Annotated in this window: 15 protein-coding genes; 6 read left to right on the forward strand and 9 right to left on the reverse strand. The window is 65.5% G+C overall.

What is annotated here, in order from left to right; translation table 11 throughout:
* Window positions 1-53 precede the first annotated feature (53 nt).
* Window positions 54-2384 carry a TonB-dependent receptor gene (locus V3B30_RS21855; protein WP_262083948.1) on the reverse strand — a complete coding sequence of 777 codons (2331 nt, stop codon included), beginning with the start codon at window positions 2382-2384 and terminating at the stop codon, window positions 54-56.
* Here V3B30_RS21855 and V3B30_RS21860 point away from each other — a divergent pair.
* A complete protein-coding gene (locus V3B30_RS21860; RefSeq protein ID WP_262083954.1) occupies window positions 2379-2768 on the forward strand; it encodes a hypothetical protein in 390 nt (129 codons plus the stop codon). The genes V3B30_RS21855 and V3B30_RS21860 overlap by 6 nt on opposite strands.
* Window positions 2769-2784: 16 nt before the next feature.
* Here the strand turns inward: V3B30_RS21860 and V3B30_RS21865 are convergent, their stop codons facing one another.
* From V3B30_RS21865 to V3B30_RS21880, 4 genes are all read right to left on the reverse strand, one after another.
* Window positions 2785-3879, reverse strand: a complete 1095-nt coding sequence (locus V3B30_RS21865) for a YdcF family protein (RefSeq protein WP_262083947.1) — start codon at window positions 3877-3879, stop codon at window positions 2785-2787.
* 11 nt (window positions 3880-3890) lie between these two features.
* Window positions 3891-6386 (reverse strand): TonB-dependent receptor, encoded by a 2496-nt coding sequence (locus V3B30_RS21870; protein ID WP_262083946.1) that lies wholly within the window; start codon window positions 6384-6386, stop codon window positions 3891-3893.
* Between the two features lie 87 nt (window positions 6387-6473).
* Window positions 6474-7631 (reverse strand): ROK family protein, encoded by a 1158-nt coding sequence (locus V3B30_RS21875; protein WP_262083945.1) that lies wholly within the window; start codon window positions 7629-7631, stop codon window positions 6474-6476.
* Entirely contained in the window at window positions 7628-8989 is a 1362-nt protein-coding gene (locus V3B30_RS21880) for an MFS transporter (RefSeq protein WP_262083944.1), read from the reverse strand. The genes V3B30_RS21875 and V3B30_RS21880 overlap by 4 nt, the downstream gene beginning before the upstream one ends.
* A gap of 61 nt (window positions 8990-9050) precedes the next feature.
* Between V3B30_RS21880 and V3B30_RS21885 the strand changes: the two genes are divergently transcribed.
* Window positions 9051-9533, forward strand: coding sequence for a LuxR family transcriptional regulator (locus V3B30_RS21885; RefSeq protein ID WP_262083943.1), 483 nt, complete (start codon window positions 9051-9053; stop codon window positions 9531-9533).
* 51 nt (window positions 9534-9584) lie between these two features.
* On the opposite strand, the gene aceE is transcribed toward V3B30_RS21885, so the two are convergent.
* A complete protein-coding gene (gene aceE, locus V3B30_RS21890) occupies window positions 9585-12257 on the reverse strand; it encodes a pyruvate dehydrogenase (acetyl-transferring), homodimeric type (RefSeq protein WP_262083942.1) in 2673 nt (890 codons plus the stop codon).
* Window positions 12258-12501: 244 nt separating this feature from the next.
* Window positions 12502-12801 carry a hypothetical protein gene (locus V3B30_RS21895; protein WP_262083941.1) on the reverse strand — a complete coding sequence of 100 codons (300 nt, stop codon included), beginning with the start codon at window positions 12799-12801 and terminating at the stop codon, window positions 12502-12504.
* 138 nt (window positions 12802-12939) lie between these two features.
* On the opposite strand from V3B30_RS21895, the gene V3B30_RS21900 reads away from it, so the two are divergent.
* The 4 genes from V3B30_RS21900 (at window position 12940) to V3B30_RS21915 (ending at window position 19155) form a co-directional block, all read left to right on the forward strand.
* Entirely contained in the window at window positions 12940-13455 is a 516-nt protein-coding gene (locus V3B30_RS21900; RefSeq protein ID WP_262083940.1) for a sigma-70 family RNA polymerase sigma factor, read from the forward strand.
* Window positions 13452-14474 (forward strand): FecR domain-containing protein, encoded by a 1023-nt coding sequence (locus tag V3B30_RS21905; protein WP_262083939.1) that lies wholly within the window; start codon window positions 13452-13454, stop codon window positions 14472-14474. The genes V3B30_RS21900 and V3B30_RS21905 overlap by 4 nt, the downstream gene beginning before the upstream one ends.
* Window positions 14475-14615: 141 nt before the next feature.
* Window positions 14616-17549 (forward strand): TonB-dependent receptor, encoded by a 2934-nt coding sequence (locus V3B30_RS21910; RefSeq protein WP_262083938.1) that lies wholly within the window; start codon window positions 14616-14618, stop codon window positions 17547-17549.
* A gap of 10 nt (window positions 17550-17559) precedes the next feature.
* A complete protein-coding gene (locus tag V3B30_RS21915) occupies window positions 17560-19155 on the forward strand; it encodes an alkaline phosphatase D family protein (protein ID WP_100471935.1) in 1596 nt (531 codons plus the stop codon).
* Window positions 19156-19208: 53 nt separating this feature from the next.
* Here the strand turns inward: V3B30_RS21915 and V3B30_RS21920 are convergent, their stop codons facing one another.
* Entirely contained in the window at window positions 19209-21317 is a 2109-nt protein-coding gene (locus V3B30_RS21920; RefSeq protein WP_262083937.1) for a phospholipase C, phosphocholine-specific, read from the reverse strand.
* Between the two features lie 8 nt (window positions 21318-21325).
* Window positions 21326-23704, reverse strand: coding sequence for a TonB-dependent receptor (locus V3B30_RS21925; protein ID WP_262083936.1), 2379 nt, complete (start codon window positions 23702-23704; stop codon window positions 21326-21328).
* Window positions 23705-23725: the final 21 nt, after the last annotated feature.

The raw sequence follows: 23725 nt of genomic DNA on the forward strand, positions 1-23725 counted from the left end.
GGCGTGCCATCCAGCGATCGTTGATCGCTGGATGGCGGCCGAATCGGCTCTGCTCAGAGCTTCACCGTCACCCCTACCTGGAAGCCCCGCCCCGGCAGCGGCGCGATGTACTTCAGCGGCGAGTTGTGCGGGCGTGCTTCTTCATTGAGCAGATTGCTGCCGTTGACGAACACCTCCATGCCGGCGATGTAGCTGTTGCGTACCGGTAGCTCACGGCTGACCTGCAGGTCGACCAGGTTGAACGCATCCAGCGGTACTTCCTCGCTGACGTTGCGGCCGAGGTACTTCTGCGTGTCGTAGTAGGTGCTCGACAGCTGCGCCTTCCAGCCTTCGCGCTGCCACTGCAGGTTGGCGCCATAGCGGTTGGTCGGCATGTTCGGCAGGTACTCGCCATCGTTGTGGGCGCGCAACGAATCGGGGTGGTCGGCCTTGTTCTTCACCAGGTCGGCGAAGGCGGAGACGTTCAACGTGCCGTAGCGGCCAAGGTCCACTACCTGCGACGCGTCGATCTCGAAGCCCTTCACCGTGGTGCCGGTCTGCTTCCAGTACTTCAGCGGCAGGCGATTGGCGGTCTGCAGTCCGGAGTAGCCGAGGTAGAGGTAGTTCTCGTACCGCATCTGGTACGCGGTGGCGGACAGCTCGAAACCATCGAGGTGGAACAGTCCGGTCAGTTCCAGGTTCTTCGCGCGCTCCGGCTCCAGGTTCTGGTTGCCTTCTTCCTGGGTCATCACCGAATAGTGCGCATTGCTGGCATACAGCTCGTTGATTTCCGGTGCGCGCTGCGAGGACGAGTAGCGCACCTTGGCGGCGAACAATGGACCGAGCTCGACATACGATCCCAGGCTGTAGCTGTTGAGCCGGTAGTCGCGGTCCTGGAGTTTTGTGTTAGCGGCATTGCGCGCGGTCTTGAAGCGGCTGGGTTGCAGATCATGGTCAACGCGCTCGTGGCGCACGCCAGCGTCGAAGCTGGCCCAGCCGAAGTCCAGTGTTTCCTTCAGGAACACCGCGTTGCTGCGGGTGTCGACATCAGGCAGGTAGCGCAGCGAGCCGCTGCCGGTGACATCGCGCGACTGATGGCTGAAGCCGAGCAGGCCGCTGAGCGGGCCGACGCGCTGGTGGCTGAGCAGCAGCTCGGCCTGGGTGCTCTCGAAATCGTAGTCGTTGGCCCGGGTGGCACCCAGCCGTTCGCCCGAGGTGTTGTCGAGCTTGGAGACACGCAGTTCGGCGCGCTCGAACAGCGGCAGCGGATCGCGCAACAGGGCTTCCAGTGCGTAGCGTTCCTGCTTGATCACCACGCCCACCGGCAATGCGTTGGCGTAGTTGGAACCGAACGACAGGTTCTGCATCGAGAACCCCGGCACGCCGTACTCGCTGTCTTTGGCATCGATGCTGACACCCACGTAACCGCGGTCGAAGAACAGGGTCGACCCGAACGCCACCTGCGAATTGCGCGCGTAACTGTTGCCCAACCGGTGGTGATAGTCGGGGGTGACATCGTTGTTGATCTGCTTCTGTACGTATGACGGCGTGCCGGCAACATAGGCCGGGTTGACCGGATTGATGTAGGTGCGGCGCTGCCAGACCGAGGTGGGATTGTTGGTGTAGAACGAGAAATCGCCGTCGGCCCAGTCCGGGTTTTCGGTCATGAACTGGTCGATGTACGGCTGCGAGGCCTTGTTGTAGAGCTGCTGGACGCGCGCTTCCTTCTGGCAGCTGTCGGCCAGCGCCGAATTGACGCCACCGCCGACCGGGAACAGCCCGCTGTTGCAGACACTGGCCTTGCTGTTGCCGGGAATGTCGTAGTGCGAGATGCGCTGGCGCGAGACCTGCAGGTTGGTGGATAGATTGCGCTGGTTGTTGAAGTTCATGCGGAAGCCCTGCGCGTCGGCGGCGTTGAAGCCCTTGCGCAGGACCAGTTCCATCGACTGGTCCTTGTCTTCCATGCTGCGCGAGATCAGGCCCGAGTCGATCTCCACGCTGCCGCCGATCGCGTTGCCGCCATAGCGCACGGTGTCGGAGGATTTGTTGACGGCGACGCTGCGCACGAACAGCGGATCGAACGGAATGTTGATGTCGCCGCTGATCGCGTTCATGCCCAGGATGGACTGGCCGTCCTGCAGGATCTGCACGCGGTTGCCGCTCAGGCTGCGGATGATCGGAGCGCCCGCGTTTGGCCCGAAGGCGCTGCTCTGCACGCCGGAGACGTGTTCGAGCAGGCTGCCGAGGGTGCGGTTCTGCGCCTGCGGATTGTCGATGGTGACCCGGTTGTCGATGCGGGAAGGCTGCGTGGCCTGGACCTGCAGGGTGGGGAGGGTGGGGTCGTCCGCGGCCTGCGCGGTGTGGGCGGCGAGCAGAATGGCTGCAGCAAGGAGATGGCGATGCATGACTCGATTCGTGACGTTGAGTTGCAATGTTATAACATAACGATTCGGGTCAACAAGGGTGGATTCGGCCTTGCCGACGAGCCGGATATGGAAGAGCCGGATATGAAAGCGGCTCTCATACGGGATTCTTCACGAGCGCACATGCACAGCCCCGCCCTTGCCGACCTCGACGGCCTGGGTAGCGGCAGCGGCTTCCCGCTGTTGGCGAGCTATCTGGACTGCACGGGCCGGATGGCGCTCTATCCGCTCAGTTCCAACGTGTCGGCGGCGGTCAACATCAACAACCTGTTTGACCGCCAGTACTGCTCGCAGATCGGCTTCTACAACCAGGGCTGGCACGCGGCACCGCGAAACGTGATGTCCGCGATGAAGGTCGGTTGCTGAAGCTGCATCGGTGCGTTCAGGGATCCAGTGGATCCATCGGATCGATGCGGAGTGATTCGGGCGCTGGCACGAAAGTGATCGCGTACGGTGAGATGCGTGAACCGACCTTGCCGGGAACGTAGCCCAGCTCACGGCGGTTCCGGTCACCGAATCCGCTGCTGGCGACTGAATCGATATGCGATGGACTGCTGACGACCAGCGCCGGTTGCTGCGGCGGTGCCTGCAGCGCGGCCAGCAACCGGGCCGCGTTGCGCAGGTTGGTGGTGGTGTGGCGGGCATACGGCTCGATGATGATCGCATCTGCGGGAACGCCGAAGCGTGCGATCAGCGCTTCGCGCATCTGCACCGCTTCGACGCTACGGGTGCCGCGTGGATGCACGGCGCCACCGGAGACGATGATGAATGGCGCATCGCCTGCCGCGTAGCGCTGCGCGGCCGCCTTCAGGCGCAGCTTGCTGCCAGCGCTGAGCGGGGTGGTCAGTTCGTCCGGGCCCTGCCCAAGCACGATGATCGATGTGTACGGATGCGCGTACCAATCGAGCTGCCGCGCGCGCGCGAATGGCGCGGCGTTCATTCCTGCGTTGATGGGCTCGAAGCGGATCGCATCGAGGCGGTCATTGGCATCGAGCAGGCCCACCGCCACCGCGATGCTGCGATCGAATGCGGTGTAGGCCGCGCTGGCGTCGACCTCGCTCATCTGCATGGCAATGGCTACATCGGTCGCCAGGCGCGTGCTGCCTGCCGTGCCGATCGGGCCGTCGATGGCGTCGTAGCGGGGCCGCTGTCCATGGCCGTAAACGGAGAGGACGTTGTTGAGGCCCGCCAGCTCCCGCGTGATCGCCTCGGCACGCGCCGGAACCGTGGCGGCCAGCAGATCGGCCTGCGCCGGCGTCCAACGTGCCGCGTCGAGTGTGCAGGCCGCGGTCCGGCAGCCGGTCATGTGCTGCGCGCGTTCGACCATCAGGGCGCGCGCAGGCGCGGGCAGTGCGTCGTGCTTCAGCTGTACAAGGGTCGGGAACAAGCGTCCGGCCAGGGCAGCGCTGTCGCGGTCGTCGGCGGCTGCCGCAATCGGCAGCATGGCAGTCGCCAGCAGGGCGAGCGACAAGCTCAATCTTCGATGCATCACCAGCTCCTGCTGACCATCAGGCGGACGTTGCGGCCAAACAGCGGCCGTCCATAGATTGCCTCGGCCGAACCCTGGCCCGCCAGGGCATCGGTGCGGGTGTTGCCTTCGGTGAGTCCCTTTTCATTGGTCAGGTTGTCGCCCACCAGCTGTGCGCCCCAGTTGCCGCGCTTCCATGAAACGCCCAGGCCCAGGGTCTGGTAGGCCGGCAACGCGGTCTGGTTGAACAGGTCGACATAGGACTTGCCGACCACGTCGTACCGCAGCCAGGTCTCGAACTGGTCCTGGCCGTGCTGGAAGCTGAAGGTCGGCCGCAGGTTGCCGTAGAGCTTGGGTTCGCGGACGATCTGCTTGCCATTGACCGCGGCCGGATCCGCGCCGGAATCGTTCTGCAGGCTGTCGTACTGCGGATCGCTGACCGTGATCGAGCCGGCGATGCTGAACCAGTCCAGCGGCCGGAACAGGCCGTCCAGTTCGATGCCCTTGGAGACGGCGGTGCCGATGAAGGGCACCGACTGGTCATTGCGGCCGGTGGTTGGGTTGAACGCCACGAACGAGGCATTGAGTGGATCGAACTTCGTGTAGAACGCGGTCAGGTAGAGATAGGACCGGCCGAAACCAGCCTTCAGGCCCAGCTCGTACTGGTCCAGCTGGGTCTGCACGATGGTGGGATCGATCGAGCGTGCCACCGACGAGTTGGGAACGATCTCCATGTGCGACACGCGGGCATAGGCGCCCATCGAAGGGGTGAAGTCGAAGTTCGCACCGACCGTCCAGTTGGTGGCGGACGGATCCAGGCGATGGTTCTGGACGACGCCGGTGAACCGGCGCGTGGTGTTGTCGGCGAGTGTGCCGCGATCACCGAGGTCGACCTGGGCGGTCTGCTCTGCATAGCCTTCATAGCGGTAGCGTTCATGGCGGATACCGGCGTCGAGCTTGAAGCGGTCCGTCAGTGCCCAGGTGTCATTGGCATACACCGCGAACATGCGGGCATCGACCTTGCCGCGATTCAGGGTGGTGGTGTAACGCAGTGTGCCCTTGTCGGTGACATAGCCCAGCGGGGTGCCATCATTGCCGTAGGCCACCAGATCCAGCAGGCGTGGCTTGCCGCGCATCTCCATCAGCATGTCCTGGTACAGGCTGAAGGACGTAGTGCCGAAGAAGGCGGTGTATGCACCGATGTTCAGATCGTGGCTGCCCCAGGCCGTTTCAAACAGCCGTGTCGCACTGAAGTCGGCCTGGCCGGAGTAGAAGTCCGAATCCGCTGCCCGGTACTGGGCCGAGACCACCAGGCCGGAGTCGGCGTAGGGATCGTAGGCAATGGCTCCGTTGCTGCCGGCCAGGGCGTAGCCCATCCGCGCAACGCCGGCACCGAAGGCGCTGCGGGCCGCGCCCAGATAGCTGTTGGCGAAGCTGCGTGCGTCGACCGGGTTGGTGGTCGAGTACAGTGCGTCGAACGTATTGCGGCCCTTGGTGTAGCCGGATTTCAGGGACAGGGTCCACCCGCTGGCGGTGTTCTCGTACTGGAAGCCGATGTTGCCGAAGCGCATGTGGCGGCCGTCGGCCAGATCGCGGTTCATGCCCTGCAGGACACCGCCGCCATCGAGGTACTTGAGGTTTACGCTGCGCAGCGATGGCGAGTTCAGGGTGCCGTCGAAGTAGTCGATGTAGGGATCCAGCGGAACGCTGGGATTGCGCGGGTCGGCGACCGGAATCGGCAGGTAGAACGTATTGTGATCATCGACGAAGGTACCGCTGACCTTGAACCAGCTGGTGTCGTCGAAGTAGTGCTTGATGTTGCCGCGGATCTGCCCGCCCTTGTCGTTCGGGAAGCCGTTGTCGCGGTAGCCGTCATGCTGGCGCAGGAAGCCACCGACGGCATAGAAGGTGTCCTTGCCGAGCGCGCCCGACTGGTACGCCTCGCCGCGGTACAGGCCGGTATCGCCGATGGTCAGCTGGGCCTTGCCGTGGGTCTCTTCGGAGCCCTCGGCCAGGATGTTGTTGACGATGGCGCCGCCGCTGCTCGCATAGATCGGCGCCGGGCCACCGCGTACGATCTCCACCCGCTGGTTCATCACGTCGAAACGGTTCATGCCGTCGCCGGAATTGAAGAAGTGGCCATCCAACTCCTGGTAGAGCGGCAGGCCATCCTGCTGGAAGGCGATGAAGCCGCGATCGGTGGGAATGCCGCGCAGCCGGGTGATGTTCTGGACCTCGCCCCCGGTGGCTTCCACATGGATGCCGGGCACCGAGCCGAGCAGATCGGCGTAGCTTTTCGGCGCGAGCTTCTGCACGTCTTCGCGGCTGAGTGAATTGACGGCGAAGGACGCATCGAAGCGACGCTGGGTGCGTGCCGCTCCGGTGACCACCACCGCATCCAGCGTTGCGGCGTCGGTGCTGTCCTTGCTCTGGACCGGCGCGTCCTGGGCGGAAGCGCTGCCATGCAGGGAGATCAAGGCCAGGGAGATACCCAGGACCAAGGGGTTGACGTTCATCGGAGGGCGACCATGCAGGGAAGGGGGACCCGCTGCACGGTAGGTGCGGGCGATGACGGAATTGTTTACTTCGGCGGAAATAAACAATTAAACGATGGCATCGGCACCGAGCTGATGGATTGGCAGCAGGGCCGCGCCCACCGATACCGCAGACCCTCCCAGTCGTGACACATGCACCTGCGGCAGGCGCAGGCTGTCCAGCGCACTGCTCCAGCGTGCCGGCTGCTGCAGGTATTGCCCCAAGGCGTCAAGCACCTGGCGGGGCAGTGAACCGGACAGGATCACGGCACCCGGATCGAGCCAGGCGACGCCCGTATTGGCCGCTGCGCCCAGCTGATTTCCGGCGCGTTCGGCCCAGGCACTGATGATGCCGGCATGGCTTTCCAGGCAGGCCTCCAGCTCGAACAGCGAAGGAATCCCGGCGCCGGCGTCGCGCAGGGTGCCCAGCAGGTCGATGCCCGAGGGGCGCGGTGCGTCCATGCGGAACAGGCGGCCGATGTCGCCGGCATTGCCGAATTCACCGCGCATCACATCGCGCCGATGGATCACGCCACCGCCGACGCCGTGACCGACATACAGCAGCAGCGCCGACGCGCAGTCGCGGATCAGCCCGCTGTCGTAGTACTCCGCCAACGCCGCCAGGGTCGCATCGTTCTCCACCCAGGCCGGGAAGCCGAAGTAGTCTTCGAAGAACTGGTCGTTGTCGATATCGCGCCAGCCATGCAGCCAGTCCACCGCGTGCCGGCGTGCCGGACCGGTTTCGACCACAGGCCCAGGAACGGCCACGCCGAGGCCCAGGAAGCGGGCGCGCATCAGTCCGGTGCTGCTGGTGAGGCTGCGTAGGCGCTGGTCCACGCGATGGACGAAATCGCGGGGATCTGCGCTGTCGAATGCGGTGGCGTCACGGGCGATGACCTGGCCGGCGAAATCCACCAGCGCGATCTCCAGCCAACCGGGATGCACCGTGGCACCGGCGGCATAGCCACCCCGTCCGGACAGCGCCAGTGGCACCGAGGGACGCCCACGTTGGCCGTCGGACAGTTGACCCTGTTCCTCGATCACCTCAAGCATCAACAGTTCGCGCGCGAGGCGGGTCAACGCGCCGTTGTGCATGCCCAGCTGGTGGGCGATGGTGATGCGGGGAACCGCACCCATCGTGCGCAACAGCCAGATGATGCGCTTGTGGTCGGCATCCAGCGCGATCAGCGGTTTGTGGCGCAACCGCGATGTGGGAGCCAGGCTCATGGCTGCAGGCCCTCGCTACGGGGCAGCGCGCTTGGCCAGGCCAATGCGGCCAGCGCCAGCAGGCTGCCGACGGCGACCAGCGCGATCAGTGCGGCGGCGGTGCCCGGATCACCGGCCTGTATGCCGGGCAGCAGTTGGCCCAGCAGCAATGAGGAGGCGGCGATGGACAGTTTCATGGTTCCAGTGAGCAGGGCAAAACAGCTCAGGTCATCCTCGCGTCCGCTGCGGGCGGCATGGCGACGGGCGATCAGCGCGGTCCGCCGCCACAGCACCAGGCCGACGCTGGCCACAGCGGCTCCATGGGCGGAAGCACATGCAATCGCTACAGGCAGGGAGGGCCTGACCTGGTATCCGCCGACAGCAGCGACGGCCAGCACCGACATCAACGCGATCATTCCTGTCTCGCTGTGTAGCGAAGAATGCAGGCGAAGGCAGAGCCAGGGCGCGACCACCATGCCTGCCACCATGGCGAAGGTCAGCGTCGCGCCCTGGTCGGCAAAGGGAAACAGACGCCCGGCCAGGCCAACCAGCGCCGTCTCTGCCGCTGCGGCCAGCAGAACCGGCAGCAGTGCCGGCAGGGGCAGGGCGCCGGTACCGGGCATCCTGGCTGCGGAGAGCCGTGAGGGCGTGGAAACGCAGGCGAGGGGAAGCGCGGCGCAGGTAATCAGGACGCCGATGATCATGCCGATCAGCAACTCGTTGCCACTGCTGCCTGGGGAGGCAGGTGCGCCGACCACCCCGAACAGTGCTGCGGCGATGCATAGCTTGGAGATCGGCACCACCACAGCGCGGGTGGAGACATAGCGCATGGCCTCGTCTTCGTCGCGGGGCAGCAATGACGTCAGCGCGTTCTGGGCCACGTCGTAGACCGCATAACAGGTGCGGAACAGCAACGACGCGGCCAGCAACGGCAGGAAGGCGGACCCGTTTGCAGGACCTGGGCTGAACAGCAGGCAGGCACTGGCGGCGGTGCCAAGGCCGCCGATCAGCTGCAGGCGCAATGCGAGGCGATGCTGGTTGCGCAGGCGTGTGAACATGGCGGCCAGCAGCAGGTCCAGAACACTGCTGTAGGCCAGGGAGATCGCCAGCAGCTGGCCGGTGTGGGCAGCCGACAGTCCGAGCCGGGCGTGCAGGTAGAAGCCCAGCGCGAGGTCCACGAACGACCAGGCCAGAGTGCGGGCGAAGTGGCCGGCGGCATAAAGATGCCGCAGCGAGGGCTGCGCGTTCAACGCCGTGTGGGGGAAGGATTGCCGGAGGTTTGGGATCGTTCTACTACCCGTGTGTGACAGGGGCCTGACATGGCGCGTGGTCGGCCATTCAGCAAGTGGCTTGCACCACAGGCCTTGGGCGCGCAGCATTCGCCTTGCTGCGCCCGGCAACGCGTCACGCAGCGCTTTCTTCACTGGAACGGAGCAACGTATGAAACTGTTGTCCGCTGTGTTGTTGTCTGCGCTTTCGCTACCCGCTGTTCCGGCACTGGCAGTGGAGGCTTCGGCCTCACCGCTGCTGGGGCGCTGGTCGCTGGATATCGCCACGTCCGCGCTGCCAGAGGCGCAACGCCCGAAGCAGGTGGTGCTCGAGTTCAAGGACGCCGGTGCGGGGCGTTGGAGTTCACATGTGGACATCGTCCTGCACGACGGCAAGACCATGGAGTCCGACGGCACGCTGGCGCTGGATGGCACGCCGGGGCCCTTGTCCGGCACCTATGGCGCAGACAAGGCCAACCTGAAACTGCCGGCGCCGAACACGCTGGTGATGCAGCTGGTGGACCACGGTACGCCGGCCTCCACCCGCATCTATACCGTGGCGGCCGACCGTACGACGATGACCGAGACCAAGGCGTTCTACGGCCACGACGGTACGCCGATCCTGCAGACCAACCTGTTCAAGCGGATGCCCTAGCGTTGCCGCCGGCACCACGCCCGCAGAACGGGCGTGGTGAACGCAGCAGCCTTACACCGCGGCCGGATCGCGCTTGCCGGTGTCGATGCCGTACTTGTCGATCGCCTCCTGCATCCGCGAGCGCTCGATGCGCCCTTCGTCGGCCAGCGACTTCAGGGCCGCCAGCACGATGAAGTGGCGGTCCACTTCGAAGAACGTGCGCAGCGACTCACGCGTGTCGGAACGGCCGAAGCCATCGGTGCCCAACGCGGTGAAGCGGCGGTCGTTGATGAAGGGACGGATCTGGTCGCCGACGATCTTCATGTAGTCGGTGGCCACCACCACAGGCCCTTGGTGGCCCCGCAGGCACTGTTGCACATACGGCACACGCGGTTCCGCAGCTGGATGCAGCAGGTTCCAGCGCTCGGCGGCGAGGCCCTCGCGTCGCAGTTCGGTCAGGCTGGTCGCGCTCCATACATCGCTGGCGACGCCGAAGTCCTGCCGCAGAAGTTCGGCTGCGGCTTCCACTTCGCGCAGGATCGAGCCACTGCCCATCAGCTGCACGCGTGGCTGCGAGGCGGCATCGGCGGCTGCCGGATGCAGCAGGTACATGCCCTTCAGTATGCCGGCCTCGACGCCTTCGGGCAGTGCCGGCTGCGGGTAGTTCTCGTTGAGTACGGTGATGTAGTAGTAGATGTCTTCCTGGTCGACGTACATGCGGCGCAGGCCGTCGTGGATGATCACTGCCAGCTCGTAGTTGTAGGTCGGGTCGTAGGACACGCAGCTCGGGATCACTGACGACAGCACGTGGCTGTGGCCGTCATCGTGCTGCAGGCCTTCGCCCATCAGCGTGGTGCGGCCGGAGGTGGCACCAAGCAGGAAGCCGCGGGTACGTGCATCGGCTGCAGCCCAGGCAAGGTCACCCACGCGCTGCAGGCCGAACATCGAGTAGAAGATGTAGAACGGAATCGTCGCCAGGCCGTGGTTGCTGTAGGCGGTGCCGGCGGCGATCCACGAGCAAATCGCACCGGATTCGTTGATGCCCTCCTGCAGGATCTGGCCGTCCTTGGCTTCCTTGTAATAGCTCAGCTGGCCGGCATCCTGCGGCGTGTACAGCTGGCCGAGGTACGAATGGATGCCGATCTGCCGGAACAGGCCCTCCATGCCGAAGGTGCGCGATTCATCAGGCACGATCGGAATCACCAGCTTGCCCAGCTCCGGGTCCTTCAGCAGGCTGGTGAGGATGCGCACGAAGCCCATGGTGGTGGACTGGCTACGATCACCACTCCCCTGCAGTTGGGTATTGAAGATCGACAGCGGTGGCAGCGGCAGCGGATCGACCCTGGCCAGGCGCGCGGGCAACTGCCCGCCCTGGATGCGGCGGCGTTCGGCGAAGTAGGCGGCCTCGGCGCTGCCGGGTTCCGGGCGCAGATAGGGCATTTCCTCCAGCTGATCGTCGCTGACCGGCAGGTTGAAGCGGTCGCGGAAGGCGTGCACCGCATCGGTGCTCATCTTCTTCAGCTGGTGGTTGATGTTCTGGCCTTCGCCGGCTTCGCCCATGCCGAAACCCTTGACCGTCTTGGCCAGGATCACTGTCGGCCGGCCGCTGGTGTTCACCGCCTGCTGGTAGGCGGCGTACACCTTCTGCGGATCGTGGCCACCACGTGCCAGCGCCCAGATGTCGTCGTCGCTCATGTGCGCGACCAGCTCCAGCAACTCGGGGTAACGGCCGAAGAAGTGTTCGCGCACGTACGCGCCGCTCTGCGACTTGAAGGTCTGGTAGTCGCCATCCACGCATTCCATCATGCGCTGGCGTAGCAGGCCGCTGTGATCGCGGGCCAGCAGGTCGTCCCAGCCGCTGCCCCAGATCAGCTTGATCACGTTCCAGCCGGCCGCGCGGAAGGTGCCTTCCAGTTCCTGGATGACCTTGGCGTTGCCACGCACCGGACCGTCCAGGCGCTGCAGGTTGCAGTTGACCACGAACACGATGTTGTCCAGCCGCTCGCGCCCGGCCAGCGAGATCGCCGCCAGCGATTCGGGCTGGTCCATCTCACCGTCGCCGAGGAAGGCCCAGACTCGGCGGTCCTGGTGTTCTTTCAGACCGCGGTACTCGAGGTAACGCATGTAGCGCGCCTGGTAGGCGGCGGTCAGCGGCCCCAGCCCCATCGACACGGTGGGGAACTGCCAGAACTCCGGCATCAAGCGAGGGTGCGGATACGAAGACAGGCCTTCGCGGCCGGCTTCGCGGCGGAAGTTGTCCATCCGCGCAGGATCGATGCGGCCTTCCACATAGGCGCGTCCGTAGATGCCTGGCGCTGAATGACCCTGGATGTAGATCATGTCGCCGTCGAAGGCGTCGGTGCGGCCTCGGAAGAAATGATCGAAACCCACGTCGTACAGCACTGCCGCCGATTGGTAGGTGGCGATGTGGCCGCCCACGTTGGACTGCTTGCCAGCACGCAGCACCATCACCATCGCATTCCAGCGGATCATCGCGTTCAAGCGGTGCTCGATGGCCAGGTTACCTGGATAGGCCGGCTGGCGCTCGGGTGGAATGGTGTTGACATAGGCGGTCCACGCGCGCGTATGCAGGTCGCCGTGCTGCTGCGCGTCCAGTTCGCTCAGCTGGTCGATCAGGTAATGCGCACGCGGTCGACCGCCGGCCTGCATCACCGCCTCCAGCGACTCGCGCCACTCCTGTGTTTCCAGTGGATCGGTATCGAAGGGAATGAGGACTTGATTCATGGCTGTCTCCAGAAAGCGCCAGTTGGACTTCGGCCTGGGCGACAACACCGGCAGGGCGCACAGCACTGGAGCTGGGTCGCAACGGCGGAGCCGTGACGCGAAGGGCGACCGTCGTAGTCACCGAGGAGACAAGCGTAGGCCCGGCCCTGTGCCTTCGATAGGCGGGCCCGGCTTGGGTCTCTGGCAAGCAAGGGTTGGCACGGCGCGCCGTATCATGGGCGGGTGTGCTGCGTGCGGCCGCTGATCAGGCCGGGGACAGGCCCGGGAAGAACATCGGGATGACCGCCACGCCGACGCCCAGCAGGCACCAGGCCACGATCGGCAGCCAGCCTGCGAGCTGCTGGCAGCGTTCCGGCAAGCGACGTCCTCCGATCCACAGCAGCAGGGTGAGCAGGCCCAGCGCGTAGGCGAGGGCGACGACCACCGGATGCACGTGGACGACCCGGCTGGGTGGCCACATCTGCTGCTGGTAGGCGGTGGTGTGTGCGACCAGCAGCAGGAACAGCAGGCTGCTGAGGGTGTTGATGGCGGTGCGGGCGTTCATTGCGGGGCACTCCTTGTGCCGGCTGCCGGAAACTGCAGGGGCGGCATTCTAGCCGCTGCCTGTGGGCTGTTGAAACGCCACTGTCATCGATGGCCGTCACCCTGCAGGGCTTTCCAGCCTCGGGGTGGTTGGCCGGCCGTGAACAGCGTGAGGATATGGGAGAAGGGCTACGCCCTGCGGCGACGGCTGCTGCGTGGCTTCTTCCTGCGCCGCGGTTCTGCCAGCGAAGATGCCGAGGACCTCGCGCAGGAGGTTTACCTGCGGTTGCTGCGGGCCACCGGCGAGAATGCCGCAGCGATCGAGAACCCCGAGGCCTACCTGTTCACGGTCGCGGCCAATCTTGCACGGGAGCATGCACGCTCGCGTTCGTCCCTGCCGCCGCTGGAGGACGTCGACCTTCTGGCCGAAGTGCTGAAAAGCGAAGAAGACATCGAAGGTACATTCGAGCGCGCGCAGCGCTGGAACGATATCCGCGCCACCATCGCACGGATGCCGACGACCACGCGGCGGGTGATGGAGCTGCACTACCGCGACGGGCTGGACTGCCCCGCAATCAGCCAGCAGCTGCAGGTGTCGGTGCACATGGTGCGCAAGCACATCGGCAAGGGGCTGGAGGCGTGCAGGAAGGCGCTTGGCGCCAGGGAGCACACATGAACCGGAACCCATCCCCCGTGGTCGACGACATGATCGCCTGCGAGGCCATGGACTGGTTCCTGCGCAATCGCGACGGAATGCTGGGCGAGGCCGAGCGGGGTGCATTCCTGGACTGGATGAAGCGCTCGCCGGAACACGTGCGCGCGTACATGCACGCCCTCGCGCTGCATCGGCAGGTCGGTGAGGCGCTGCAACCGCCATTGCCGGAAGAGGCGCCGCTGCTGCCACGGCAGGGTGCCGCCAAGGTGGTGCCCCTGTTCGGTAGCGCACAGGCCGCGCCGCGCGCTGCGCCGCGTCGTCGCCACGCGCGCTGGTGGGTGGCGGCTGCCGTCGCCAGTGTTGCACTGCTTGGCGTGGGCCTGGTTCCGCAGCTGATGCCCACCGACCAGCTGTACAGCGCCAACCATGGTGAACTGCGTGTGCTGGTGCTGCCCGACCAGACCCAGGTGCGGCTCAACGCGGACAGCCGGCTGCGGGTACGCATGGGCTGGTTCAGCCGCAGGGTGGAGCTGCTCCAGGGCGAGGCCTCGTTCGACATTGCACGCGACCGACGGCCGTTCAACGTGCAGGTGAACGGGCTGGAGATCCGCGACATCGGCACGGTGTTCGACGTGTCCCGACGGCTGCAGGGGACGCGCATCGGCGTGGTCTCCGGCGAGGTGGAGGTATGGAGCCAGGGCGAGGGCGCCCGGCGCCTTGCGCAACTGGGCGAAGGCCGGGTGGTACAGGTCGACGCGCGAAGTCAGGCCGTGGAGACGCTGGATGTGCCGTTGTCGATGCTGCTGGACTGGCAGCAACGCAAGGTGTCCTTCCTGGACGAGCGGCTGGATGAGGTGGCCGCCGCCTTCAACCGGCACAACCAGGTGCAGGTGCGGGTGCTGGATGAAGGTGCGGCGTCGGCGCGGCTGTCCGGCAGCCTGGATGCGCATCGCATCGGCGCGCTGCAGGCCTTCCTCGAACGCGATCCACGCTTCGTCGTCCGTCGCGAAGGCGACACGGTGCGGGTTGGCAGTCGCTGAGGGCGACGTGGCCGTGCACTGTCAGAAAAGATTCATCGAATCCGCATTCTCCACTTCGGTGGAAGCGGGCTCTTACTTGGAAGAAGCCGCTGCCGATCTGCGCAGTGGCACCTGCTGCCTTCTCTCTTCCAAGGACCCGTGATGCGCAACACGCTCTACCTGTCGATCCTCCTCGCTCTGTCTCCCTGCGCCGTTCCGCTGGCGTCCGCGGCCACTGCCGATGGCCTGGAGGTCCGCGTATCGGCGCCGATCGCAGCACAGCCCCTGTCGCGTGCGCTGGAGCAGTTGTCGCGCAGCTCCGGCGTGCAGTTCCTGTATTCGGGCAGCGGTGAAGCGCACATGGCCGGGGCGGTGCCGCGTGGTGCGACCGTCAAGCAGGCGCTTGACGCACTGCTGGCAGGGACTGGACTGGGCTACACCGTGGTTGACGGCAACGTCATCGCCATCGATCCGGCGCCCGCACGCAACGAACCGAAGCCGGTCGCGCCGAAGCCGCGCGAGGCCGAGGCAGTGGTTGCGCCGACCCTGGGCACGGTGAAGGTGATCGCCGCGCACGAGGTGATCGACCAGAAGAAGACTTCGCCGGTGATCAAGGATTCGGTGATCTATGACGAAATGGACAGCTACGGCGACGAAACCCTGGCCGAAAGCCTGATGGCCGCGCCGGGCCTGAGTGCGGTGGAAGATGCCGGCGAGCCCCGTTACGTGACCGTGCGTGGCGTGCAGGCCAACCTCAACTACACCACGATTGATGGCATTGCGATTGCCAGCGTGGGTGGCAGTGGCTCGGGTGAGCGCATGAACAACCTGCAGCTGATTCCCAGCGATATCGGTACCCGTACTGACATCTACAAGAGCTTCAGTGCAGAACAGGCGCCGGACGCGATCGGCGGTGTGATCGACATCATCAGCCGCAGCGCCTTCGACCGTTCCGGCAAGTATGTGTTCGCCGATGTAGCCGGCATCTACTCCACGGCCGAAACCAATGTCGAGCGCAGCGCCGGTGGGAACCACGAGACCCTGGGTCACTTCGGCAAGAGCGCCAAGATGGTGTTCTCCAACCAGTTCGGTGCCGACCAGGACTTCGGCATCGTTGCGGTGGCGCGCTATGAGCAGCGTTCGCGCAACAGCGTCAAGCGCTGGGTGGAGTCGAACTACTACTACAACGACACCGGCAAGTACCTCACCGACGGCACCACCGGGCCGGACGAGGCCAAGGGCTGGAACGGGCTGCGCGCGCCGGGCAATTTCAGCACCGGCACCTACACCAACTTCATCACCAATTTTGGTGGCTCGGCCAAGCTGGAATGGAAGCCATCGGATGATCCGTTCTACGCATCACTGCTGCTGTACTCGTACCGGTTCTATGAGAACTCGACGATGAACAAGACCGATCTGTACGGCAATGCCAAGTTCCCGATCCGCAACCAGACCGAGGACAGCGGCACCACCCAGATCAACAGCATCTACATCAAGAACCGGCACGACCGCTGGGACCGCAGCAACCGCGGTGCCATCGCCAGCTTCAACTGGGATATCGGTGATCGCTCGCGGCTGACCCTGCGCGGTGGCCACACCGAAGAAACCTTCCACAACAATCAGGTCTACTGGGGGGTACGCGCCTACCCGAGCAACCTGTTCGTCGACTACGAGAATGACAGCCATGGCTTTCCCAATGCGGTGGCGGTTTCCGATTCCAGCCTGCTGACCAGCTCGGCGTTCAAGCTCAATCCTGCGCAGGCCTATATCTCGCCGCGTGATGCCAAGGAGAGCATCGACAACCTGCGCGCCGACTTCAGCTACAACATTGATGCCGATGCACGTGGCTTCGGCCTGGCTGCTGGTGCGGAGTACCGCCACCTGAAGATCTGGCAGGACATCGACTTCGACTACTACAAGAGCAGCGCGACGCTGAACGATTACCTGTACCCGGGTTCGACCCTGCTGGGCAGCGTGCCTGGCTTCCCGCTAATCGACAACCGCAAGTGGAACGAGGAACTGCTGCCGGAACTGGGCAACAACAATGCGGCGTATCCGAATGCCAACTTCACCAGCGACTACAAGTACGTGGAGGACATCACCAATGCCTACGTCTCCGCGCACTACGCCTGGGACAGGCTGCTGCTGATCGGCGGCCTGCGCTACGACCACACCCGCTTCGATGCCTACAGCCCATTCAGCGATGATGGCGGCGCTACGTATACCTCCGCCTTCCGCAACACGAGCGGTGGCTACAACAATCTGCTGCCCTCATTGAATGCGACGTTCAAGCTGAGCGAGGACCAGCGCCTGCGCTTCTCCGCCAGCCGCACGCTGGGCCGGCCGACGCCGAGCAACATCGCCCAGGCCACCAGCACCAGCTGTGGCGATGACGAAGAGGGCAGGGGCTTCTGCACCATCAAGCAGGGCAATGCCGATCTGCAGCCGCGCCGTTCCACCAACATCGACCTGGCGTGGGACCTGTACTTCAACGGCAACAACGGCCTGGTCTCGGTCGCGCTGTTCGACAAGGTGATCAAGGACGACATCTACACCCTGACCACCTTCGAGAACGTGGGTGATACCCGCTACCGGGTGACCCAGCCGATGAACACCGATGAGTCCAGGCTTCGCGGCGTCGAGTTCGCAGTGGCCAACCGCAACCTGCAGTGGGGCCGCCAGCGCTTCGACATGTACTTCAACGCCACGCGGCTGGATGGCCAGACCAACTACCGCATCAGTGATGGCACCGAGCGTCGCCTGGACCGCCTGCTGTACCAGCCGGACTGGTCGCTCAATGGTTCGGTGATCTGGCGCATGCCGTGGAAGAGCGCGCAGCTGCGCCTGTCCGGCACCTACCGCAGCCGGATGCTGGTCGACTTCGGCGATACGCAGTGGCTGGATTCGTACTACGACCCGTACATGACCTTCAACATGGCCTTCAGCCACAAGGTCAGCAGGCACGTGACGCTGAAGTACGAGGCCAAGAACCTGTTCAACACCCAGCCGACCTACAGCACTGGCCCCAATGGGCGCTTCCGTACCGAGATCGACGACTACGGCCGCTTCTTCTACTTCCACATCATCTATAACTGAGGACGCAGCCGTGGATACGATCAATCGCAGGCGATTCCTGGCCCTGGCTGGCCTGTCCGCCGCCGGCGCCTGGATGGGTACGGCGCACGCGCTGGCCGCACAGGCCGATGCCACCGCGTTGAACCCGCGCAACCTGCTGGCCTCGCCGCGGTTTGCCAGCTCTCCGTTCACCCTGGGCGTGGCCTCGGGTGATCCTTCGGCCGATGGCATGGTGCTGTGGACACGGCTGGCGACCGAACCGCTGGTGTTCGGCGGTGGCATGCCGACCCGGCCGATGGTGGTCGAATGGCAGTTGGCTGCGGACGAGCGTATGCGCAGGGTGGTGCGCCAGGGTTCGGCGATGGCGCATCCCGAGCTGGGCCATGCCGTGCACGTGGAGCTGGAAGGACTGGCACCGGGCCGGCCTTACTGGTATCGCTTCACGGTGGGCGGCCATGCCAGTGCGGTGGGTTGCACGCGCACGCTGCCCGCAGCCACGACGGCGGTGGATCGGGTGCGCTTCGCGGTAGCGGGCTGCCAACACTACGAAGAGGGCCACTACACCGCGTGGCGGCGCATCGCCGAGGAACCGCTGGATTTCGTTTTCCACTATGGTGACTACATCTACGAGGGCGAAAGCCAGCCGGGCCTGCGGAAGATGAACGGACAGCCGTTCACCAACCTGCGCAATCATGTCGGGCCGCAGACCTACACGCTGGACGACTACCGCCGCCGCTACGCCCAGTACAAGAGCGATGCCGATCTGCAGGCCGCACATGCGTCTGCACCGTGGTTCGTCACCTTCGATGACCATGAAGTGGACAACAACTGGGCCGGTGCCGAAGACCAGGACGATACGCCCAGCGAGGTGTTCCTGCTGCGTCGCGTGCAGGCTTTCCAGGCGTACTACGAGAACATGCCACTGCGCCGATCGGCGTTTCCGCGCGATGGCCACATGCAGATGTACCGGCGTGCGCGCTACGGCACGCTGATGGACCTGCACCTGCTCGACACACGCCAGTACCGCAGCAAGCAGGTGAACATGGCGCTGCGTGAGGAAGTGGAATCACCGGCGCGCAGCATTGTGGGTGCGAAGCAGGAGCGATGGCTGTTCGACGGCCTGGCCGATGCCACGCCGCGCTGGCACACCATCGCCCACCAGGTGGCACTGGGCAACTACATGCGCGAGAAGGACGGGGCGGTGCAGTCGTCCGATGACCAGTGGTCGGGTTATCTGGACAGCCGCCGGCGCCTGCTCGACCACATCCAGGAGGTCGGCTTCGGCAACGTGGTGACCGCCTGTGGCGACGCGCACCGGCATTACGCCAGCGACCTCGTGCAGGACCATCGTGATTCGGGCGTGGTCTCCAGCGAATTCCTCGCCACCTCGATCAGCTCGGGCGCCGATGGACAGGGCGTGGACGCGTATGCGCAGAATCAGCTGCGGCACAGTCCGCACCTGAAGGCGACCATCGACAAGCGCGGCTATGTGCTGTGCGATGTCACCCGCGATGCGTGGATCGGCGACATGAAGACGCTGGATGCCGTGATGCAGCCGAATGGCGCGCTGCAGAGCTGGAAACGCTATGCGGTGGAACACGGTCGGCCGGGGCTGCAGGAGGCCTGATCAGTACAGCCGCACTGTAGGGCCGAGCCTGGGCCCGGCTCTACAGAGATCCATCAATCGTGTTCGAAGCGCAGCGGTTCGCTGCCCATCGCCGGGTCGCTGGTGCCGGGGCGTCCATCCTCGGCCCGGCCTGCCAGGCGCAGCACGCTCTCACCCGCGCTGACGCGCAGGTCATACCAGCCGGCGGTAGGCATCGCATCCCACGCCAGCGATGTCTCTGCATGCGCGGGCAGCGCCAGTGCCTGCTCGGGCATGTGCCCGGCATAGGCACCGGCATGCACGCGTACCTGTTGTGCGCTGTCACCCAGGTTGCGCAGGTTCAGCCGCAGCTGGTCGTCCGCACGCTCGACCGCAGCCTGCACGGCGGGTGCCTTGGCCGCCCCCTGGAAATGGCGGTGGAAGCCGTTCGGGCCCAGCAGCCACAGGTCGTAGCGACCGTGCGCATCCAGCGGCCAACGCGCCTGCAGTGGCGTGCCCGGCACCAGCGTATAGCGGCGTGGCACCGCATCCAGCCGCAGCCGATCATAGACATGCAGGACTGCTGCCGCACCTTCGCAGGACAACGTCAGGTCCACGCCCGAGGCGTCGATCGCAGCAATCGATGCCTGCGGCCGATAGGGCAGGGCGCGCGCTGGGCGTACGCCGCTTTCCTGTTTCGCCGGCTTCAGTCCGTCAGGCAACGCCGGCACGGTGCGTCCCGGCAGGGCGGCGGCACGTGCGGCCACCGCGCTCACGTCGGGCAGGCCGCGTACGAACGGACGGGTATCGCGCTGGGCGAAGTCGAAGGCGTTGCTCAGGTCACCGCAGACCGCGCGGCGCCAAGGCGAGATGTCCGGTGCGGCCACGCCGAAGCGGCGTTCGATCAGCCGTATGACCGAGGTGTGGTCGTACACCTGCGAATCGACCCAGCCACCGCGGCTCCAGGGCGAAATCACGTACAGCGGCACGCGCGGGCCCAGCCCATACGGACGGCCGCGCAGTTCGGCCGCGTCGTACTTTTCGTCGCCCGGGGCCGGATGGTGGTGGTACTCGCCCTCGGTGCTCACCGAGGACGCACCCGCCCAGCCCCCGCCCACCGGCGAAGGCGGTGCCGGTGGCGGCATGTGGTCGAAGAAGCCGTCGTTCTCGTCGAACATCAGCAGCAGGGCGGTGCGGCTCCACACTTCCGGATCGGCAGTCAGCGCATCCAGCACGCGCGCGGTATAGGCCGCGCCCTGGGCCGGGCTGGAGGGGCCGGGATGCTCGCTGCCGGCCGCGTCGGCGATGATGAAGCTGACCTGTGGCAGGCGTCCGTCGATGACGTCCTGGCGCAGCTGCGCCAGTCCACGCGTGCTGACCCCGCGTGCGCGCAGCTGCGGGTCATGACCGGGTGCAGCGCGGTAAGCCTGGCGGAACGCCTCGAAGCCAGCCAGCGGGTTGTCGGTGAAGTTGTCGGCCATGTCCTGGTAGATCTGCCAGGAAACGCCTGCCTTCTGCAGGCGTTCGACATAGCTGGTCCAACGGTATGACGCTGGATGCCCGCCATGTTCCGGGAAGTTGTCGTGCGAGTTGGCGATCACCGGGCCACCAGCGCGCGCGGCGGCATCGTTGTGGCCGGTCCACAGGAACACCCGGTTCGGGTTGGTTCCGGCCTGCATCGCGCAGTGGTAGGCGTCGCAGATGGTGAAGGCATCGGCCAGGGCGAACTGGAAGGGCAGGTCGCTGCGCTGGAAGTAGCCCATCGAGTGGTTCTGCTTGGCCTTCGGCCATTGCCCCATGCGTCCGTGGTCCCAGGCCCGCTGTGCATCCGGCCAGGTGTGCGGCGTGCCTTCCACCCGCATGTAGCCGAAGTGCGCAGCGGTATCCAGCGGGAACGGTGCGATCGCGCGCTTGCCGCTGGCATCGGGTTGCAGCCACAGGCTGCGCGCGCGGCCGCCGGCCTGCAGTGCCTGCGCCGGAGCGACGAAGCGATCGCCGAAACCCCGTACACCCGGCAGTGTGCCGAAATAGTGGTCGAACGAACGGTTCTCCTGCATGAACACCACGATGTGCTGCAGGTCTTCGAGGCTTCGCGTCTGCGCGGCGGGGGCGATCGCTGCGGCCCGGGCGATGCTGGGCAGCAGCGGGGAAAGGCCGGCGGCAACGCCGGCCTGCAACAACCGGCGTCGGCCGATATCGGTCACGGGCTCACTCACAGGTCCACACGGAAGGAGATGCCGACGGTGCGCGGGGCGCCGATGAAGGCGTTGTCGCGGCCGTCCACCCCTGCAAGATACCGCTTGTCGGTCAGATTGCTCACCACCAGGTTGGCGCCCATGCCCTTCAGGCGCGGCGACAGGCCCTGCAGGTCGAAGCCGATGTTGGCGTTGAACACGGTGGCCGAAGGCAGCTTGTTGACGTTGGCGGCATCGAGGTAGCGCGTGCCCAGGTAGCGACCGGACAGGCCGAAGTTCCAGTTCTCACCCTGCCAGTCCGCCGACAGCACCAGGGTCTGTTCGGGTTGGCCGATCACCTTGGCGCCGTCGACGATGCCCAACTGGGTATCACGTGCGGCGTCGCCACTGCCCAGGTACTTGGAGCGGTTGTAGGTATAGGCAGCGTTGAGTCGCCAGCCGTTGTCCCAGCCGTAGCCGAAGGCGGCCTCCAGGCCGTTGCTCTCCACGCCGCCGAAGTTCTCGTAGACGCCGTCGGTCTCGCCCAGGTAGTCGATGCCGCTGACGAATCCGGCCGGCAGGTAGACGATGCGGTTGTCGAACTTGATGTTGTACAGGGTGACCGAGGCGGTCAGCGGCCAGCGGCTGATGCGCATGCCTACTTCGATGTTGTCGGCGGTCTCCGGCTCGACGTTACGGAAGCGCTGCGGGTCGGTCTCGCCGAGAACGCCGGAAGGAATGGCGGCGAAGTTCTGCGAGAAGCCAGCGAACAGCTCCATGCCTTCCACGCCCGGCGCCCAGGTGAAGCCGGTGGACAGCAGCGGGTCGGACTTGGAATCAGATTTGACGTGCTCACTGGCACCGATCACGCGGCGGCGGGACTGGTCGACGAAGAACTGCTTCACGCCCAGGCGTGCACTGAACGGGCCGAAGCGGGCCACGTCCTCGACGTAGTACATCTGCTCGTCGACCTTGTACTTGTCCTCGAACTGGACCCAGTAGGGCTGGTGGTCGAAGCCGATGTCCTGGCCGACGTTGAGCAGGCGGTGCCAATCGCGGCGGGCAGAGCGGTCCAGCTTCTCCACCCACAGGCCGCCGCGGATCGTGTTGTCGACCGCACCGAAGGTCTGCCGCCACTCGACGTCGGCGGTCACGCCCATGCGGTCATTGTCATAGTGGGTGTGGCGATACGACTGCGCGCCCAGCACGTTGCCGGCATAGCAGTTCGGATCGTACTCGGCAGTGAAGCCTAGCCGCGGCGTACAGCTGGCCAGGCGCTGCGCAGCGCTGCCGTCGGGATTGACGAAGAAGATCTGGCCACGGTTGCTGCCACCGTACACGGTCTTGCCACCGAGGTATTCCGATTCTGGGCGGCCCGCGCCATCATCGCTGACCTGCGCCAGGTAGGGTGGCAGCCAGTCGCCACGGCCTTGCATGCGGTGCCCGTAGGCGGCCATCGAGGCCTTGAATCCGTTGCCGCCGTCGAAGGCCGCGCGCAGGTAGCCGAAGGTGTTCTCGCGCAGCGCACGCGAGCCGGAACGGTAGTTCTGGTCCAGGTAGGGAATGCCGGTGAGGGTGCCGACCAGGTTGTCGCGGTCCGGATTGGTGGCGAAGCCCTTCGGCGAGACGCTGGTGTACTCCGGCTCGTCGGCATCGTTGTAGGACAGGTAGCCGGTCAGCGTCCAGCGATCCAACTCGGTGATGAACTTGCCGGCGATGTGGTCGTTGCTGGTCTTGCCGCTGCCGTCGATCCAGTCATGCACGCGGGCCGAAGAGGCACTGACCCAGGCGCGCGTATGGCCGCCCAGCAGGCCGGTGTCGTAGCGCACGTAGTACTTGCGTGCTTCGTTGTCACCGGCACCGACCACGAAGCGCAGGCGGCTGTCCTGCAGCGGATCGCTGGTGAGGAAGTTGAGGGTGCCGCCCAGCGCTTCGTTCGAGCGCGAGGAAATGTCGGCGGTGCCCTGGCTGACCTCCACCGTTTCCAGATCGAGGGTGTCGATGTAGCGGTTGGCCAGCGAACCGCCGCCGTAGCCCGAGCCTCCATTGGGCAGGCCGTCGATGGTGGTGCCGATCTGCTGGGTATCGCGGTTGGTGACGAAGCCGCGCATGCTGATCTGCGTGCCCCACACCGACGAACCGGTGGAGTCGGCTTCGCTGACCACCACGCCGGGCACTTCGTTGAGCGCGTCGTTGACGCTGCTCATCACCGTCTGCCGGTTCAGCGTTTCCGCACGCACCGAGGTCTTGGCGTAGCTGGTGGCCTGGCCGATGACCTGCACCTGGTCGAGGGTACGCGCCTCGCTGCTGCGCGCCTCGGCCGCCGCGCCCTGCGGTGCTTCGGCCAGGGCGTCCAGTGCGGGGGCGATCAGCAGGGCAAGCAGGGAGACACGGGGAAAGCGCGCGAACGTTCGCATCGAGACCGGACCTTCAGGGGT

Origin of the sequence: Stenotrophomonas sp. SMYL41 (genome assembly GCF_036319965.1) — a bacterium.
Classification (GTDB): Bacteria; Pseudomonadota; Gammaproteobacteria; order Xanthomonadales; family Xanthomonadaceae; genus Stenotrophomonas; species Stenotrophomonas maltophilia_R.